This is a genomic window from Armatimonadia bacterium (genome assembly GCA_039679385.1).
Taxonomy (GTDB): Bacteria; Armatimonadota; Zipacnadia; order Zipacnadales; family JABUFB01; genus JAJFTQ01.
The window spans coordinates 13,825-29,642 of sequence record JBDKVB010000141.1 but is presented as its reverse complement, the minus strand read 5'-3'; the positions used below and the strand labels follow the sequence as shown (position 1 = coordinate 29,642).

Genomic DNA, 15,818 nt, shown 5'->3' with positions numbered 1-15,818 from the left:
TCCTCCCGCCCTACCGCACGAACCGTCGCGTCTCTGCCTGCAGCATCCAGTAGGCGGCCGACTGCATGACCCCCGACGGCGGCAGAATCCGTACGTCGTAGCCCCGGATGTCCACCAGGGCATCGCCGAAGGGCCAGCAGGCATCAAGGTTCAGGTCCGCACCCATGTCCTTCGCAGGGCGCTCGGGCGTTCCCGATACCAGGGTAACGATCCGTGCGCCTTGCGCATGGGCTGTCTCGACCCACGGACCGAAAGGCTCATAGTAGCCCACATACAGCAGCACATCCCCTGCCTGTATCTTCCCCGCAACAGGCTCAGGCTTCGTGTTGGGGCTGTCCAGCGGCGCCAGCAGGCCGGTGTCGCCCTTCTGCCCCACTTCATACGGGGGCATGTGCCCGACACCCACATACCACGCCTTGTGCCCCTGCGCAAGGGCTTCCGCTGCCATACGTCCCGCTTCCGCAAACCCCTCCATCTGCGTCTTCCGCAGGCGGCGCATGCAGGTGGCGAGACGCTCGAGGTACCTGCGGCCGAGCAGCCCCGGTCGCAGCGGCGTCACTGTCCCGGGCTCCCAGTCAAGTGTCAGGTGCGACTTGTTCCGCTCACGCCCGCCGGGCACCACGACACTCTCATACATGGGCGGCATCTTCCCCAGCCGAGTGAGTGAGCCCACGAGCTCCCCGGTCAGCGTCCAAAAAGCTGCGGCGAGCGCAGGCGACGCCACCGGCAGCACACCCTCCTCACCAGGCTCCGCCGCATGTGGGGACACGTACAGGTGCGTGCCCTCGACGTTGCGCGGAGCCAGCAGGATCACCAGCGCACCCGCCTTCGAGGCGTCACGCAACAGCGTCTGGTCCGCCGAAGACTCCGCAGACAGCGTTCCGACCAGCACCACGTCCTTAGGGGCGAGCTCAGCCACGTGACCGGCCAGCGTCTTCACCCGCATCATGCCCCCGGCACGCACATACGCCTCCTGGATGAACCCACGGTGCGAACCAGCGAGCCAGAGAGTTCCGCCGGCCACGAGTCGGGCGGCGGCTTTGTCGGCGACCGCGGTGATGGCCGGAAGGTCGGCGGCGATTCCAGAAACGCAGGACAGCAGACGGGTGGTGTAGTCGGCAGCAGGGGACGCAACTGCCGGAGCTGCAACTGCGACGTTTGCACAAAGACCGAGGCAGGCTACGAGCAGCAGGCACGCAACGGTTTCAGTCATCGAAGCACCCCATTCGCAGATTTGGCACGGCCTTCTCCCCTGGAGCCGCCCACACCTTCATCGAAGCCCGTCCCCCGGGCAAGGTGTCGGGAGGCCGAAGGACGAACCTGCACACCGGGTGGTGGCCGCCTGATCCGGACGACGACTGTGTCCCCCGGCAGCCGCCACAAACGACAGCAGTACGAGGTGACCGCATGCTGAAGGCCGGCGTCTCTTCCCTTGACGTCACTCCCCCGCTCGGAACCCACATGAGGGGCTATTTCGAGGAGCGCACCGCAAGCACCGTTCATGACCCGCTTTACGTCCGCAGTTTCGCCCTGGAGAACGATGGCAACGCTGTCGCGGTTGCGGTCTGTGACATCATCGGCATCGACCGCAAGTACCTCGACCAGGCCAAGGCCCGCATCTCCGAGACCACCGGACTGCAGCCCAACCAGGTCATCATCTCCTGCACCCATACCCACACCGGCCCGCTGACCGGCGATGACCCCTACACCGAGTGGCTCTGGGGCCGCATCGCCGACGGCGTTCGCATCGCCTGGCAGGCTCGCGAAGAGGCCCAGATCGGCTGGGCTCGAGCAACCGAGGACCGTCTCGTCTTCAACCGCCGCTACCGCATGAAGGACGGGACCGTGCAGACCAACCCGGGGGTCAACAACCCCGACGTGGTCGAGCCGGCCGGCCCGACTGACCCCGAGGTCGGCGTGATGGTCCTGCGTCGCACCACCGGCCAGACCCTCGGCCTGCTGGGCAACTACGCCCTCCACTATGTTGGCATCCCCGACGACTTCACGGCCTTCTCGGCGGACTACTACGGCTTCTTCTCCTCAATGGTCCAGCGTCTCCGAGGCGAGGGCTTCGTCGCTGCCTTGTCCAACGGCGCCTCCGGCGACATCAACAACTGGGACGTCCTGGGCCATGCCAACCCCAGGAACGACAGATACCAGCACTGCGAACGTGCCGGTGCTCTCGTGGCCGCCAACGCCTTCTGGGCCTGGAACGAGGCCGACTTCGTCGCCGAGGTCCCGCTGGCCGGTGCGCTTGCCGAGGTGACTCTCTCTCCTCGACCGCCTGCCGGCCCGGAGGACCTCGCGAAGGCCCAGGACATCGAGGAGCGCCTCGCTGCAGGCAAGCCGGTTCTCATGGGCGAGCGTTCCTTCCGCAACCGCGTGAGGCGCTTCGAGCAGCAGCCACCGACCGCACGCACCTCGATCGTCCAGGCCCTTCGAGTCGGCGACCTTGCCCTCGTCGGCGTGCCGGGCGAGTTCTTTGTCGAGCTTGGGCTGGAGATCAAGCGCCGGTCGCCCTTCGCCCAGACCATGATCCTCGAACTGGCCAATGACTGCGTCGGCTACATCCCGACTCGTCGGGCCTTCAAGGAGGGCGCTTACGAGCCCAACTCCAGCCCCTACGAACCGGGCTTCGGCGAGGCCATCGTCGATTCCGCCGTCGGCCTCCTGGAAGGCCTGAGAGCCTAGCTCACGGTCTCCTTGCACCGCACGACGACCCGGGCGAGGTCCCTGGGGAGCAGCTCTTCGCGGGGCCTCGCCCGCACCCATCCTGGACGGGAGAGTCATGCCATGCAGACCAGCAACAGGAGAGAGCACGTCGCAGGGATCGCCGCCGTCGCAGCCCTGCTCTTGATGCTAGCCGGAGTCCAGTCGTCCCTCGCCGCAGCAGAGCAGTCAGACGTCAACCTGCTCGTCGACAAGCCGCTGCTGCACGTCGCGACCTTCTCGCAGGCCCCGAAACTCGACGGCCTCCTCGACGACCTCTGCTGGTCAACGGCGCAGCAGTCCGGGCCCTTCTGGCATTTCCAGACGGGCGAAGCCTCCAGGAATGATACCTGGGCGAAGATGGGCATCGACCGCGATTACCTCTACGTGGCCTTCCGCTGCGCCGAGGCCGAAATGGCGAAGCTCAAGGCAGACAAGCTGCCGCCGGACTCGATGTCTCTCTTCGCCAACGACCACATCGAGTTCTTCCTCATGCCGGATGCCCTCGGCGCCATCTACTACCACTTCTCCGTGGACGTCGCGGGCAATCGCCACGACGAACTCGGCAACGGCGGCGACTGGACCTGCGACTGGCAGGCTGCGGTGAATCTGGCCGGCGACTCTTGGACGGTCGAGATGCGCCTTCCGCGCAAGGCGATCGGGCTGACCGACCCGCAGATGTCTCTCGCCAACTTCTGCCGCACGCGACGCCTGGAACCGGCCGAGACCTCGGCGTGGTCGACGACCTTCGGCGCCTTCCACAACCCGTCGCGTTTCGGCCGGCTCGTGTACGGCCCTACCAGCGGCATCGACTTCGCCGCTCTCACACTGAGGCAGCCAAAGGTCGGCGTGAATCACCTTCACGTCACCCTTACCGGCGCCGACCAGCCGGCCGAGGTAGTCGTCGAGGGCTATCGTCGCGACAGGGAGGCGACCTCGCTCTTTGGTGTCCGCAAGGTCCGCCTGTTCGAGGGCCGGAGCGCTTCGCTCAGTTGGCCGCTGCGGGTGGATCATGACACCCGGGCCGGCCTTCTCGTCGCCGTCCGGCGGGCAGGCCATGTGCTGACCTTCTGTGATGCCGCCGAGGTCGCCCTCTCCGGCGCCAAGGCCAAGCCCATTCCCCAACTCCTCAGCACGGAGACAGCACCCTCCTTGCGCTGGATCGACCAGCAGCGACTCCGCGGCATCTCCTACGGTGTTGGCTTCTCAGCGCCCATGCCTGAGGACGGTCTGGTCAAAGCTGCTGCGGCGACCGCAAGCGGTTCGGGCGATACCCTCCGTCTCCGCGGCGAGTACCACTTCCGCCTCCTGCTCGAGCATCAGGAGGAGCTTCGCTTCGAGCTCGCCGCGACCGCCGGCGACTCACCCTTCACAAGCTCGATCTACGCGGTCTTCGATCCCCAGGGCAAGGTCCTGAGCACGGGGATTGTCGAGGCGGGCAAGACCGCTCAGGTCAGCCTCCGGACGACGACCGAGGGCCACTACACGCTCCTGGTCAACTCCGGACCGGCCTGCTGGAACCCCTTTGCCATCACCTTCCACAACCCCTACTGGGCGCTGGACGCCAGGGGCAAGAGCACCTATCTCAGCACCCCGCTGGCCCTGCATTCCTTCCGCGACTGTACCCTCGCCGGGATGAATCTCGCCCTCATGGCGACCTGGTCCTGGGGTATCCCCTTCAAGGACGAGACGGGGCTCGCGAACTGGAGCGCGGCGGTCGAGAAGCTCTGCCAGGCTTCCCAGGACGCCGGGATCAAGCTCATCCCCTACCTCGGTTGGGGGTGCGCACAGGCCGACTGCGACGCGGCGGGCGACTACACACGGGCTCTGACTCGACTGTCCGTCCGTGGGCCTCAGCCCTGCCCGATCTCCCGCGAGTACTGGGAGCGCTCCTTCCTGCGCCGCGCACTGGAGGTTGCGAAGCTCTCGAAGAAGTACCCCGCCGTGATCGGCGTCGGGCTCGATCCCGAGTCCTACTACTTCGGCGGCTGGTACGCGACGAACCTCAAGTCACCCGAGGAGCAGCGCCGGGCAGGCTCCATCTACATGCCCTATGGCCCGAGCCGCGAGAAGTGCGTCTGCAATCGCTGCTTCGAGGGCTACCTCGAGTCCCGGGGCCTTCGCTCACCAAGCCTTCCCGAGGACGGCAACGCACGCTTCGACTGGATCGAGAAGCAGAACCTGCTCGACGACTACTGCGCCTATCAGCAGGCCGAACTGGAGAAGCTTCTCTCTGAGGTCCGCGAGCGCGTGCAGAAGGCAAACCCCGACCTGTGCTTCGCAGTGATGCTGCTGAGCATTGACGACAACTGGTTCTGCCGGGGCATGGCACGGGGTCTCGGCACACCCCGCACGCCGGCCCTCGACTTCGATGAGGGCACCTACACTCCGGGCTACAGTGCTGCCGCCGTGGACAGAAAACGTGACCTGTACGCAAAGTGGGGTGCCCACGTTCTCCATGGCGGAACGCTCTGGACCCTCAAGCACCCGCCGGCCAACCCGCACTTCCTCTCCTCCCAGATGTTCAACTTCGCCCTCTACGGCGATGGCTACTGGGTCTGGCCGGGGGCCATGTCGCTGTGGCGCAGTGCGAACGAGGTCGCCGGGTACTACAGCCTCTCCGGCTACCCGGAGGATTACTGGAAGGCCATCGTCACCGCAAACCAGGAGGTCGACAAGCGGCTCGCAGCGCCCGACACCTACCGCTCTCCGCTTGAGCAGCTTCAGCAGCGACCGACCATCCCTGTGGAGCCCGCTACCGGCAAGAAGAACGAATGGGCACAGAAGCCCTGCTACCCGGTCCACGTCTACGCGGGCACACGTCTCTCCTTTGTCGTCCCGTCGGGACGCAAGCAGCTCCAGGTACACTGGGGCTATCGCGAGACTCTGGGACAGCAGACCTTGGTGGTCAGCCTGGCCGGACAGGAGCGGCGCCTGACAGCGAGCGTCGAGGCAGAGAAGGACAACGTGGCCGACTTCGAGGTCCCAGCAGGCGGCTGCACCGGCTGGATCGAACTCCAGGCGCCCGCCGGAACCGACGCGACCTGCATCGGCGTCAACCTCGTCGGTGCGAAGCCCTTCTTCGGCGCCGCCGACGGAATGCGCCTGCAATAGGTCACCAAGTTACCCTTGCCATCGACTGCACCTGGCAATCCTACTGGACGCACCTCCAGAACCGGCAGGCTGCGCGAAGGCACCCGTCTTCGCGCAGCCTGTTGCTTGTCGCCATCCCGCTGGAGGCCCGCTACTACTTTGCCGTCACCGGCGCCAGCGTCCGGGTATCCCAGGGCCGAATCGCCAGCCGGACTTCCCGCTGCCCGTTGCGCTCCACGATCTCACAGCGCGTTCCGAGCGCGAGGTCTTCGAGTCCACCGAGCGCATAGCCGGGCGGCAGCACCAGCGTAACTTCCCTTGCCTCCCCGCAGTCGTTCACAAGGCTCAGGCGATCTCGGAACATGCGCACACACAGCCTCGGGTCACTGGCCGCTTCAGACGGTCTCACCTGACCCGCAAAGGGCGTCGGCGCAACCATCGGCAGTCCACGGAAGGCCCGGCAGAACTCGCGCAGGTCAACCTCATGCCCCATGGTCGCCCGGAACCAGTTGTAGAAGCAGAAGCTCCCCGGATTCTGGTACCGCAGCGCATGGGTCATCGGCTCATAGAAGGCACGTCCCTGCGGTGAGCCAGGTCCGACGCGGAACCCGAGCGGGTGATCGGGCAGCTCCCAGTAGATATAGTACAACTCCACTCCGCTGGGCTCTGCGGACTGGAAGAACCCGCTGAGCTCGGGCTCGAAGAAGAAGCGCTTGTTCCAGGGCTGCGGCCAGTACCGATCCCCGTCGATGCCCATCACCCGCGAGAGCGCAAGGCCCTTGTCCCCCAGGTACAGTGCGGGGTCGTAACCGTGGTATCGGTGCAGGTCGAGCAGATCGACAGGCGCCTTGTCCCAGTCCCGCTTCTCACCCGGATCGTTGCCCGGGATCTTGGTGAAGACAATCAGCTTCTTGGTCGGATCGACGGCCTGCACGGCCTGCGCCAGACGAACCCAGTGATCGTGAATCCGCCGGCATCGCCAGGCGATCCACTGGTCCCAGCAGTTGGCCCGGAGGTAGTCGTACCTGCTCTGAGCGTCGCCCGCGGCCCCACCGACCTTCGCCCCGCAGTCCTTCTCGAACTCCCGTATGTCGAACTCGCTGTACCCGGACTCCTCCGGCGGGTGGGCGCGGTTGCTTCCCACATAGAGGTTCCCGAACTTGCCGTTCGCCCGGAATCCCACGGCTGGCACATTGCTCCAGCCCTTCGTCTTGCGGGCCAGCTCGCAGAGCATGTCCTGCAGGAGCTGCTGAACCTGCGGGTGAAGCGGATCCGGCACCACGCCGAAGAACTTCATCGTCTCACCTTTGCGGGTGAGCTGATAGGCCTCCGGGTCGGCATACAGGTTCTTGCCGGCGTCATCCGACAGGTAGAAGACCATCGAGTCGATCCGCGGTACGACCTCGATCCCCTTCGCCGCCATCACCGGCAGCGTGTCCTCCAGCACATCACTGCCAGTCGACCCGGCGAAGATCTCAGAGGCGAAGTCAGCGCCACGACTGAACTTGTACGGGTGGAACTCAAGCCTGCTGAAGCCCATGAATCGCAGGTAGTCGGCGAGGGCATCCAGCGACGCTCGTCGTGACCCCTGCGTTCCGGCGCTGAACCCGAACTCGTTGTAGAGCGGGCTGCACCAGGGGTAGAACAGGCTGACGCTACGCTCGCCCTTCTCCACACCGGCCGCAATCCGCCCCAGGTCCGCTGTGACCTCATAGACCGCAATCCTGGCGACTGCCGCACCCGTCATCTCGTCCTGCTGAAGCTCGCGGCGGGAGTCCGTGATCGTCGCCGTCACCGCGTCGCTCTTCGGGTAGAACAGCGTGACCTGCTGGTAGGGCTTGCCGTCCGAGGGGTACTCGCGCCCGGTGTAGGTCACGTTCAGGTTGATCAGGTCGTGACTGCCGGCGCCACTGGTGGCCAGCAGCGGCGTGATGGCGCTGCCCGGCGCCACATCAATGGCGGTCTCCAGAACCCGCTCGCGATCGTTGAGGGTGTCGATCACGAGCAGGTGCGGCACTGGCCTCTTCAGACCCTCCAACCGATACTGGAAACCGGGCACTACCCGCGTCTTGCCTCCGCTTTTGGCCGCCTGTTCCTCCGCGCTCTTGCGCGTGCCGGTGATGCGATACCGGCGTCCGTCCGCCAGCGAGGCCACCTGCGACGTACCCCACTCGCGGAAGCTGTGGTCGGTCGCGGTGCAGTTGACCTCGTCCACCAGCCGGCACGGCACCACATCGGCAATGCGCCCCGAGGCCACCAACCCCTCACAGAGCCGCTGACCGGCCTCATCATACGGGCGAACTGCCCCGTCGAACCAGAAGGCCATGCCCTCTCCGGGCTCCAGGTACACTTCTTTGCCGCGCAGCACCTTACCCCGCTCGAATCGCCACTCGACCGGTCCCGCCGACTCGGGCGCTCGCGTGACCTGCACCTCGGCCTTCCACGGTGCAGCCTCCGTGACACTCGCACCCGCCACCTCCGCCGTGAGCTCATGACGCCCCGGCATCATATGGTAGTAGGCGGGCAGCACGAAGGAGATCGGCCCGTACTTCGCAGCGCCCTTCTGCAGCGCGACCTCGGTCGGCCCCGTCACACTCGGCAGCGGCAGCCCGTCGAGACTCACCACCACCGGCAGCGCGTCCGGCGTACTGGTCTCCGCAGTGCCTTCCAGTGTGACAGCGAAGGGCCTGCCAATCTCAAGGCTTCCAGGCACCCTCAGACTCTTGGGCCGCAGGATCGGCAGGTCCTTGCCGTCGGCCACTCTCGCCACCTGCCCGGCATCCAGCGGCGCATCGTAGACCCTCACCTCTTGTATGAGAGCCTGCGCCGGCGACTCTCCCTTCCAGTTCGCGCCGACGAGGAACCGGTTCGCCTGCTTCGGTTCCCATTGCAGGCCCAGGGTAGCCACGAGCTTCCCGTCCGCGAAGAGCCGCGTGCCGGTTTTGCAGTCCCAGGCAGCCGCGAGGTGGTGCCACTCTCCCGCCCGCCATCCGGTCACCCGGAACTCGGCATCCCTCGGCGGATCGGTGCGCAGGTCCAATCGGAGCGCATCGTTGAGCACCCACTTCCACAGGTGCAGGTTGTTGTCCGCAGGCTTGTTGAAGTCCAGGTCATCCGACAGGAAGCTGTGGCTCTTCCCATCGTTCCCGTCCCACTGCGGGCAGACCCACATCGTCACCGTCCCGCGAGCCTTGTCCAAATTGCCCACCGTCGGGTAGCTCAGAACGCACGAGCCGTCCGCCACAAAGGCCTGACCGTGACGACCGGCAGCGAAGGACGCAGTGCCCTTCACTTCGGCCTTCCCGGAGCCGACCTGGCAATCCAGGCTGCCGTCAAGGTCCGCCCGGAAGGTCAGTCGAGCGAGCTCACAGGGCCCCGGCGCTACCATCAGGAGCATGAGCAGAAGGGCCGCTGTCATCTGCCTGTACACTGTGCACCTCACTACCTTCTCCGCGGCGGCGGTGACTCTCACTTCGTCTCAGCGCAGACCGCCGACATCACTTGGCGGACGCACCAAAGTCCAGCCGCAGTGTGAACTGGTGCTTCTCCGGCTCTGGCACGATCTTGGTCCCCGGGCACGTGTGACCCAGCGTCGGGCTGTAGGTCATGACCTCAAGGCGACTCTCCTTCGGAACAAAGCGCAGCAGACGTATGTAGCCCTCACGGATGTCACACATCAACTCATGGATCGTGTTCCCCTGCGCCCCGGTGGAGGTGATGGTCATGGACTGCGTGCGGCTCTGGTCGCCGGACAGAACGAGGAACACCTTCGCGTGCGGATACACCAGTTTGTCGTAGATCTGCTGCGGGGTGTTGCCCAGCTTGCCGTTGCACTTCTTCCACTGCATGCGTCCCTTGGGATCGGTCAGGAACCCGGCATTGTCCTTCGGCTGTAGCAGAGGCCCGGCCCACATGTGGGTAGCGATGATGGCGTGCCGATCTGCGTGAGCCTCCAGAACGCCGGAGGCCCACTCCAGGACCTTGTCCGGCGCGTTGCACTCCAGGTGCAGGACGATGAAGTCCATGCCCTCGGCGCTGAACAGTTGATAGCTGTTGCCGTTGTTGTCCCGGCTGCCGCCGTACCAGTCGAAGCTCGCGTAGCGTTCCTTGCCGAAGTACTTCTCGAAGAGCGTCTTGTCGCCATCGGCCGCGCGCATGTCATGGTTGCCGACCCCGAGGCCGTAGGGGATCACACCGTGGATCGTATCCATCGCCCGTCGAGCGTTGATCCACTGTGCCTCGTCTGATGCCTTGTCCACGATGTCACCCGTGTGGGCGACGAAGACGATGCGCTGAGTCTCCTTGCTATCGACGATCCAGCGTGTAATCGTGTTATATATATCCGGCTGGGTCGCGGAGTAGTTCTGGGTGTCCGGCAGGACAGCAACCGTGAAGGTACCTTCCGGTGCCGGTGCCAGTTGCGCCCAGGCACCGCAGGACAGCGCAAGCCAAAGGGCAATCAGCAGCAGGGGCAGGGCTCTGTTACGCTTCATCAGCTACCACTCTCCAGCTTCCAATCGTTGCGGCAAAGGGCGTCAACTCGGTGCGGCCGGCAGCATGCGGTCCGGGCGCCTTAGTGCTGCGCTCCCACCGCAGGCGTGCGGTGATAGTCTCCTCCAAGCGCTCGGGCCACTGCCTCAGCGACTCGGGGCTTGCGCACCAGGTTCCCCAACTCGGCCATCTGCAGCGCACCGGCGCCGCTGTCCCGCAGGATCGCCAACTCCGCCGCGATCCTCCCTGATGACCGGTAGTCGCGAGGGGGATTCTCGTAGAACCCCAGGAAGGGTGCCGCGGTCGCAGTGGTCACGTACTCGTGCTGACTGGCCACGAGGTTCTCCGTGAGCCGGCGCACCTTCTCCAGCGGCCAGTGCGGGCGGAAGAACCACGAGACGGTCTGCCCCACCGTGTCCAGCTCCAGGCGGTTACCATAGAAGGGGTTCGGGCGGAAGTACGGGTAGACGTGGATCGTCAGCTCAAGCTCGGGCCGCACTTCCCGCGCTGCAGCCGCCATCTCGTTGGTGAAGCTCACCAGCGTGTCCTCGGCCACGATCTCCGCCGCCCGCCCGTAGGGCAGGTTCGGATGAGCATGCAGAAAGTCCCTGAGCTTCTCCTGGCAGACGGGGCAGTAGCACCGGCGGTAGTTCGCGTAGCCGATGTAGTCGAAGGCCAGCCCGTCCACCGGCAGCTTCGCCCACTCCTGCACTCTCTCGCGGAAGAAGCTGCGAACCTCGGGGCGGTTCCAGCAGGGCGCAGGGCTCTCGAACACCTCGCCGGGGTCACGTGGTTCTCCGCCGTGCTGATGAGTTGCGGGCACCGGCTGGTCCTTGCGTGCCCGCTCCTCCGGCGTCATGACCTGCTGCCATGCGGGGTCTCCACCCGAGAAGACCGTGGACAGGTACAGCCGTATGCCACGTGCGTGGCAAGTCTCTGCCATGAAGGCAATCCGGTTGCGAGGCGGAGCCATCATCAGGACGTTGAACCCCAGGCTGTGGCAGGCGTCGGCGATGGCAACCAGGCCCGCCTCGCTGCGGTGATCCATGCTCCACTCCCAGACGCCGCACCACTTCATCTGCTCATCAGCCCCCGTGGAGACGACTGGGGAGAGGCCGATCACGAGAAGGCAAGTCAGGAGTACGACTGCGGGCGCAGGTCCTTCACAGGTCAGCGAGCTGTGCCGGCGTCCAAAGGGATGAGCCATACAATCCGCACCCTCTTCCGAAGGAACCAGGAGCCAGTAGTTGTCGGGCCTTTCGCGCCGAGGTGTGACCACACCTTCCGCTTCCGCGGGACGGCCTTCACCACTCAGGACCCGCGCCCTCCAGACTAGAGGAGACCTCCTCGCCGGCGAGGAATCCGTAGCGTACGACTTCTGACCGCCGCATCAGGATCTGGAGTCCTGTCAATCCCACGCTCTGACCATCCCGTGTCAGTCTACAAGGAGAGGTGATCCGCCATGCACCTGTACCGCCTCGGCGCTTTCATCACCGTCGGCCTGGGCTTGGCCCTGACGGCGCTTGCAGCCCCTGACACACAGCCGGCAACCCCGACCGCCGTTAGCTGGGAATGGGCAGGCTGGGGTGGCGGCGGCTTCTACTACTCGGCGGCCTTCCACCCGACCCGAGATGGCGTTCTGTACCTGGGTGGCGACGTCGCCGGGGTCTACAAGAGCGAGGACCACGGTCGCAACTGGCGGCTCCTCAACAAGGGGCTGGCGAACTACGGCGTCTTCTCGCTCGCAACGGACCGGTCCACGCCCGAGACCATCTACGCTGCGACGGCAGGCGGTCTGTGCAAGAGCACCGACGGCGGCGAGAGCTGGCGTCTCCTCCCCAACACCGGCCCCAGAGGCCTGCGCCTCACCGGTGAGAAGGGTCGCAGCGTCCGTTGCGTCGCCGTCGACCCCACCAACAGCAGCGTCGTCTATGCCGCCAGTCCTGCCGGAAGGGTCTGCAAGAGCACCGACGGCGGCGAGACCTGGCGCACGGTCTACGAGCGGGCTCTGGAGCAGGAGCCACCGGAGACCCTCCGCGTCCAGTTCGGGAAGGTCAACCAGGAGTGGTTCGGCGGCTTCTGGTTCCCCCTGACCTTCCCCGCGGGCATGACTTCGGCCGACTGCATGGGCTTCGGCTTCAGCTTCAGGGCCGACGGTGTCCTGCCCCGCGACTGCTTCCTGACGCTCAAAGCAGCCGACGGCACCGCGTACCGCAGTCGCAACCTACGCGAGGTCTTCGGCCAGACTCAATGGGGCGACGTCATACTCCGCGCCGAGGACTTCGTCCTCGATCCCGACTACGCGAAGAAGAACCCCGACAAAGCCAGGGCCTACCAGGGGACGCCCGACTGGAGCACCCTCAACCGCATGGACTTCGGCTGCGTCGGCCCGCTCATGGAGACGGCCTCGGTCGGCAAGTTCACCCGTTTCTACTTCGCCTTCAGGCGGACGCCGGAGGGCCAGGAGGCTCCAGCCACGACGCCCTATCAGCACGTGGTGAAGGAGTTCTCGAAGAGCAAGTCGGTCCCGACCTATGGCAACGTCCGCATGGGTGATCTGCAGAGCGGTCCCATCTACACCCTCTGCGTTGCGGAGAAGGACCCGTCCCTCGTGGCGGCAGCCACCGACGACGCCGGTGTCATCCTCAGCCGCGATGCCGGCGAGACCTGGCGCGAGCTGCCCACTCCGAAGAAGGCCCTGAGCGTCGCAATCGCTCCCTCCGATCCCAGGGTCTTCTACGCCGCCTTCGGCAAGGATGGACTTCGCCGCTCCACGGACGGGGGCGAGACCTGGCAGGACGTCTCGCAGGGCCTTCCCAAGGACTGCGCCCTCCAGGAGGTTGCCGTCAGCCCGGCCAGTCCCCTCGACGTGTACGTCATCGGCTCCTCCGGCTGGAACGGTGTCTTCTGCTTCTCCAGTGACGGCGGCCAGACCTGGACCTCCTCCTCTCAACTGCGGCCCGATCCGTCAGCAAACCCGACCATACCGAGGGACTACGTCACCACGACTCCCCTGAGCTCGCCCAAGAGCCTCGCCGTCAATCCGCTCAACCCGAAGGAGCTCTACATCGCCGCGAACTGGCGTCCCTGTCACAGCGAGGACGGAGGACGCACCTGGACCGAGCGCGTTCGCGGCGCCGACATCTCCTGCGTCTACGACCTGCGCTTCTACAAGGGCCGCACCTACGCCTCGGCGATGGATGAGGGCGTGATGGTCAGCGAGGACAACGGCCGTAACTGGCGTCAGCTATGGCCGATCAAGTGGGACGTCGAACTCAGCGGGCATTACTGGCGACTCGCGATCTCCGACGGCAAGAGCGGCGATCACATCGTCAGCACTTGCAGCCCCTGGGACTCACCCGGCCCGAACCGCGTGGTTCTCAGCGACGATGGCGGGAAGACCTTCTCTCGCACCGCGACCGGCCTGCCCACTACGGTGCCGACTGCCAACACCATGTGGGGTACCGGCTACCCACGAGCCCTGGCTGCCGATCCGCAGAACCCGAAGGTCCTCTACCTCGGCATCGACGGTGATCCCTCTCCCGGCAAGAGCGGTGGCGGTGTCTTCAAGTCCGAGGACGGCGGGCTGACCTGGAGCGCCCTGCCGGGGCAGCCCGGAAGTCGCCGCATGTTCTTCGGTCTGGCGGTCGACCCGACGGAGTCCAGACGTATCTTCTGGGGCGCCTGCGGTGCTGGAGGAGGCCTGTACCGGAGCGAGGATGGCGGCGCCTCCTGGCAGAACGTCTTCACCCGCGAGCAGTGGATCTTCAACCTCCACGTCGCCGCCGATGGCGCGGTCTACTGCCCGGGACAGAACCTGTGGCGCAGCACCGACCACGGCCAGACCTGGAAGCAGCTCACCAGGTATACCGACGGCTCGCGGATGACCGTGGGCTTGGAGACCGATCCGGCCGATCCGAAGCGTCTGTGGTATGCCACCACGACCTGGGACGGCAACGCGATGATCGGCGGCGTGTACGAGACCCACGACGGCGGCGTCTCCTGGCAGGAGATCACCGGCGACCTGCCCTACCGCAAGCCCTTGACTCTGCGGTACAACCCCGAGACTCACGAACTCTGGGCCGCCGGCGTCTGCCTGTTCAAGTGCCGTCGCTAGCCCAGTCCCGGTGTCCGGCGGCGCCGGTCGTTAGCCTCGGCCTCACCCTTCCGGGGCAGGACTCTCGGCAGCCGGTAGCGAAGCGTCCAGCCAATCCGACAGCCCGAACTAGAACACGGGAGGCACCCTATGCGTTTGACTCTATCCACTCTGGCCCTTCTGGCGCTGCTCGTCGTCCCCTGCGCAGCCCAGACGCTCCTCACCGGACTCGAGGACATATCCAAGTGGCAGGCGACCGGCGGCGCCGTTGTCGAGAGGTCCACCGACGCCCATGAGGGCGCTGCCTGCGCCAAGGTCACCATGCCCGGACAGCTCAGCGGCAGGATCCTCGACAACTACCCGCCGGCGGCCTTTGATACCGCCCAGGGCGTCAGCTTCTGGGCGAAGGGCGACGGCTCCAGGGAGTGGGGCTGTATCGCCCTCTTCGGAGATGGCTCCAACAGGTCCTACTCCTACTGCTACTTCTTCCCCCTCAGTTCCACGGAGTGGCGCAAGTACGACGTCCCCTGGGCCGACTGGATTCCCGAAGGCGCTTTCACCGCCATCGGCACTCCCGGCGGTCTTCCGCCCAGTGGCGTCCAGTGGCTGCGGCTTGGCACTCGCTGGACCATCACCTTCAACAACGCCCAGATCGCGAAGCACACCTACTGGGTCGATGAGGTCCGCCTGGAGCAGAGCGCGCCACAGCCTGCAGCGGCACCCGCCCCGGCGTCTCTCGCAAGCGTCATCACCAAGCTCCGCGACAAGAAGCCCGTCCACATCCTGTGCATGGGCGACTCGATCACCGCCGGCACCGGCCTCCCTGACCGCGACGCTCAGCGCTATGCTACCTTGCTCCAGGCCCAGCTCCGCCAGCGCCTCGGCTACAATGAGGTCTATGCGGAGAGCCGTGCCGTCGGCGGCGCCAAGGTCACCGACGCCCGCGCCTGGGTCAATCGAGACTTCCAGGGACCAGCCCCAGACTTGGTGACCACCCTCTACGGCTACAACGACAAGAGCAACCTCTTCTCCGCCCAGCAGTTCGCCGACTCCCTCAACGACTACTACCGACGCATCTGTGCCGTCACCGGCGGCAAGACCGCCATCCTGCCGCTCACCACGATTCCCGGTGCCGGTCCGCGCTTTGTGATGATGGACGACTTCGCCCAGGTTGTGCGCGACGTGGCAGGCTCCTGGCATATCAGCTACCTCGATCTCGGCGCTGCCATGAAGAAGATCGGGCGCGAGGAGCTCCTGCCCTACATGGGCGACATGGCGCATCCGAATCCCTCCGGCCACGAGCTCATGGCGACGGTCATCGCCGACTACCTGGTCCAGCAGGTCGAAGCGGCCAAGTAGACCTGACACCTGGTGTCAGGTGCTTAGGACAAGCTGACGCACGGTAAGGGGGTCCGGTTGACCTCCTCCA

General features: G+C 65.8%; 8 protein-coding genes. 4 read left to right on the top strand and 4 right to left on the bottom strand.

What is annotated here, in order from left to right:
* Window positions 1–10: 10 nt before the first annotated feature.
* Window positions 11–1,213 (bottom strand): hypothetical protein, encoded by a 1,203-nt coding sequence (locus ABFE16_16035; protein MEN6346813.1) that lies wholly within the window; start codon window positions 1,211–1,213, stop codon window positions 11–13.
* A gap of 194 nt (window positions 1,214–1,407) precedes the next feature.
* Here ABFE16_16035 and ABFE16_16030 point away from each other — a divergent pair, with 194 nt between their 5' ends.
* Together ABFE16_16030 and ABFE16_16025 are read left to right on the top strand one after the other, a co-directional pair.
* Complete coding sequence (locus tag ABFE16_16030; GenBank protein ID MEN6346812.1) at window positions 1,408–2,691, top strand: hypothetical protein; 1,284 nt, start codon at window positions 1,408–1,410, stop codon at window positions 2,689–2,691.
* A 102-nt stretch (window positions 2,692–2,793) separates the two neighbouring features.
* On the top strand, window positions 2,794–5,823 hold the full coding sequence (locus ABFE16_16025; protein ID MEN6346811.1) for a sugar-binding protein: 3,030 nt from the start codon (window positions 2,794–2,796) through the stop codon (window positions 5,821–5,823).
* Window positions 5,824–5,956: 133 nt separating this feature from the next.
* On the opposite strand, the gene ABFE16_16020 is transcribed toward ABFE16_16025, so the two are convergent.
* From ABFE16_16020 to ABFE16_16010, 3 genes are all read right to left on the bottom strand, one after another.
* A complete protein-coding gene (locus ABFE16_16020) occupies window positions 5,957–9,232 on the bottom strand; it encodes a LamG-like jellyroll fold domain-containing protein (GenBank protein ID MEN6346810.1) in 3,276 nt (1,091 codons plus the stop codon).
* A gap of 67 nt (window positions 9,233–9,299) precedes the next feature.
* A complete protein-coding gene (locus ABFE16_16015; GenBank protein MEN6346809.1) occupies window positions 9,300–10,295 on the bottom strand; it encodes a metallophosphoesterase in 996 nt (331 codons plus the stop codon).
* Window positions 10,296–10,375: 80 nt separating this feature from the next.
* The gene (locus ABFE16_16010) at window positions 10,376–11,500 is read right to left on the bottom strand and encodes a hypothetical protein (GenBank protein ID MEN6346808.1); all 1,125 of its coding nucleotides are present in this window, start codon (window positions 11,498–11,500) and stop codon (window positions 10,376–10,378) included.
* Between the two features lie 255 nt (window positions 11,501–11,755).
* Here ABFE16_16010 and ABFE16_16005 point away from each other — a divergent pair, with 255 nt between their 5' ends.
* On the top strand, window positions 11,756–14,410 hold the full coding sequence (locus ABFE16_16005) for a hypothetical protein (protein ID MEN6346807.1): 2,655 nt from the start codon (window positions 11,756–11,758) through the stop codon (window positions 14,408–14,410).
* A 129-nt stretch (window positions 14,411–14,539) separates the two neighbouring features.
* The gene (locus ABFE16_16000; protein ID MEN6346806.1) at window positions 14,540–15,748 is read left to right on the top strand and encodes a GDSL-type esterase/lipase family protein; all 1,209 of its coding nucleotides are present in this window, start codon (window positions 14,540–14,542) and stop codon (window positions 15,746–15,748) included.
* Window positions 15,749–15,818 lie beyond the last annotated feature (70 nt).

Coding starts and splice junctions, on each gene's coding strand:
- ABFE16_16035 (MEN6346813.1), bottom strand. CDS start 1,213: ATGACTGAAACCGTTGCGTGCCTGCTGCTCGTAGCCTGCCTCGGTCTT.
- ABFE16_16030 (MEN6346812.1), top strand. CDS start 1,408: ATGCTGAAGGCCGGCGTCTCTTCCCTTGACGTCACTCCCCCGCTCGGA.
- ABFE16_16025 (MEN6346811.1), top strand. CDS start 2,794: ATGCAGACCAGCAACAGGAGAGAGCACGTCGCAGGGATCGCCGCCGTC.
- ABFE16_16015 (MEN6346809.1), bottom strand. CDS start 10,295: ATGAAGCGTAACAGAGCCCTGCCCCTGCTGCTGATTGCCCTTTGGCTT.
- ABFE16_16010 (MEN6346808.1), bottom strand. CDS start 11,500: ATGGCTCATCCCTTTGGACGCCGGCACAGCTCGCTGACCTGTGAAGGA.
- ABFE16_16005 (MEN6346807.1), top strand. CDS start 11,756: ATGCACCTGTACCGCCTCGGCGCTTTCATCACCGTCGGCCTGGGCTTG.
- ABFE16_16000 (MEN6346806.1), top strand. CDS start 14,540: ATGCGTTTGACTCTATCCACTCTGGCCCTTCTGGCGCTGCTCGTCGTC.